3 protein-coding genes and 1 pseudogene are annotated in these 1,584 nt (G+C 61.6%); all 4 read right to left on the reverse strand.

All coding sequences use genetic code 11. From position 1 onward, the window contains the following. Positions 1-224: pseudogene (groEL, locus tag NJ959_RS29295) on the reverse strand (chaperonin GroEL); the annotation flags it as partial. 34 nt (positions 225-258) lie between these two features. Next, positions 259-549 carry a co-chaperone GroES gene (groES, locus tag NJ959_RS29300; RefSeq protein WP_254015283.1) on the reverse strand — a complete coding sequence of 97 codons (291 nt, stop codon included), beginning with the start codon at positions 547-549 and terminating at the stop codon, positions 259-261. A gap of 88 nt (positions 550-637) precedes the next feature. Continuing rightward, positions 638-1,336 (reverse strand): VTT domain-containing protein, encoded by a 699-nt coding sequence (locus NJ959_RS29305; RefSeq protein WP_254015284.1) that lies wholly within the window; start codon positions 1,334-1,336, stop codon positions 638-640. Between the two features lie 21 nt (positions 1,337-1,357). Then, a partial coding sequence (locus NJ959_RS29310) for a hypothetical protein (protein WP_254015285.1) occupies positions 1,358-1,584 on the reverse strand: 227 nt, incomplete at its 5' end.

Genomic DNA, 1,584 nt, shown 5'->3' on the forward strand with positions numbered 1-1,584 from the left:
TTCACCGTCGGGGGGCGGATGGACTGGAGGTGCTCGGAGGGCGTGACTTGCAGGGCGCGGCTGACGCGGTCGTTGGGGATGTGGGGCCCGCCGTAGGACTTCTCGATGACCACGTGGCGCCCGCTGGGGCCCATGGTGCACTTGACGGCGTCGGCGAGACGGTCAACGCCGCGCTTCATTTCCAAGAGCGCTGCGTCGTCGAACATAATTTGCTTGGTAGCCATTGCTTTGTCTTCCTTTCAACCCGATCCGATCGACTCAACCTTCGATGACGCCCAAGAGTTCCGTTTCGCGGAGGATCAGGTGCTTGGTGCCCTTGATCTCGACTTCGGTGCCCGCGTACTTGCCGTAGACGACGGTGTCGCCCTTGCGCACGCTCATCTCGGCGCGCTTGCCGTTCTCGAGGCGCTTGCCCGGGCCGGTCGCGACGACTTCGCCCTTGACCGGCTTTTCCTTCGACGCTTCGGGGAGGTAGATCCCTGAGGCGGTCTTCGTTTCGGCTTCGATGGGCTTCACCAACACGCGATCTTCAAGCGGCTTCACGGCCATTGCTTCCACTCCTGTATGCGCCCGGCGGCCGGGCAGTTGTGCTCACTTCATTCTCTCGCCCGCGAGCACCTTGCCCGCGAGCGTATGTTCACGTTTCAGACTTCTGCTTCGCGGCCTTGGCCCGCTTCGTCGCCAGGATCCACTCCACCACGATCGGGATCAGCGAGACCACGATAATGGCCAACACGACACCCCCGAAGTTCCTCTTGATCCACGGGACATCGCCGAGCAGGTATCCCGCGCCCACGCAGATCCCCACCCACAAGACCGCACCCAGCACGTTGTACCACACGAACTTCGCGTAGTTCATCGCCCCTGCACCAGCCACGAAAGGGACAAACGTTCGCACGACAGGAACGAATCGCCCGAGCACCACGGCCTTGCCGCCATACTTCACGTAGAAATCGTTGGCTCGTAGCAGGTGCTGGCGATTCAGGAGCCTCATGAAGAGCGTCGGCTTCTGATCCGCGACTGCTTCGTAGCGGAAGATCTTCGGGCCAAGGTACTTCCCAATGTGATAGTTCACCGCATCGCCCAATACCGCGGCCACGGTCAACAGCCCCATCACAAGCCAGAGGTTGAGGTCCGGAGAGCGGGCGCTGATCATGCCCACCGCGAAGAGGAGCGAGTCGCCCGGCAGGAGCGGCATCACCACCACGCCCGTCTCGACGAAAACGACTGCAAAGAGCAGCAAGTAGACCCACGTCCCGTGATCCTTGATGAAGGTATCCAGGTGCGCGTCGACATGGAGTATCCAGTCGATGGGTTGTAGGAGTGCGTCGAGCAATCACGTTCCGTTCTTGTCGGGTTAGACCTTGGGACGACCGCCGGCGCTGCCGCCGCCGCCCTTGGACTTGTCGGTGCCTTTGTGGAGGTTGTGCCCAGTGTCGGGCTTCTGTGAAGCGACGCTCTGCTTCTGCGCCTTCTCGAGCGCGATCGCATCCTTCACGACGTCGGAGATGTGGAAGGTGTTGTCGGTCTTCTTGGGAAGGTTGGACGAACCGCCCGTGCCGAGTTTGCCGCGAAGATCTGAAC

The sequence above is a fragment of the Limnofasciculus baicalensis BBK-W-15 genome (assembly GCF_024178385.1).
GTDB lineage: Bacteria > Cyanobacteriota > Cyanobacteriia > Cyanobacteriales > Coleofasciculaceae > Limnofasciculus > Limnofasciculus baicalensis.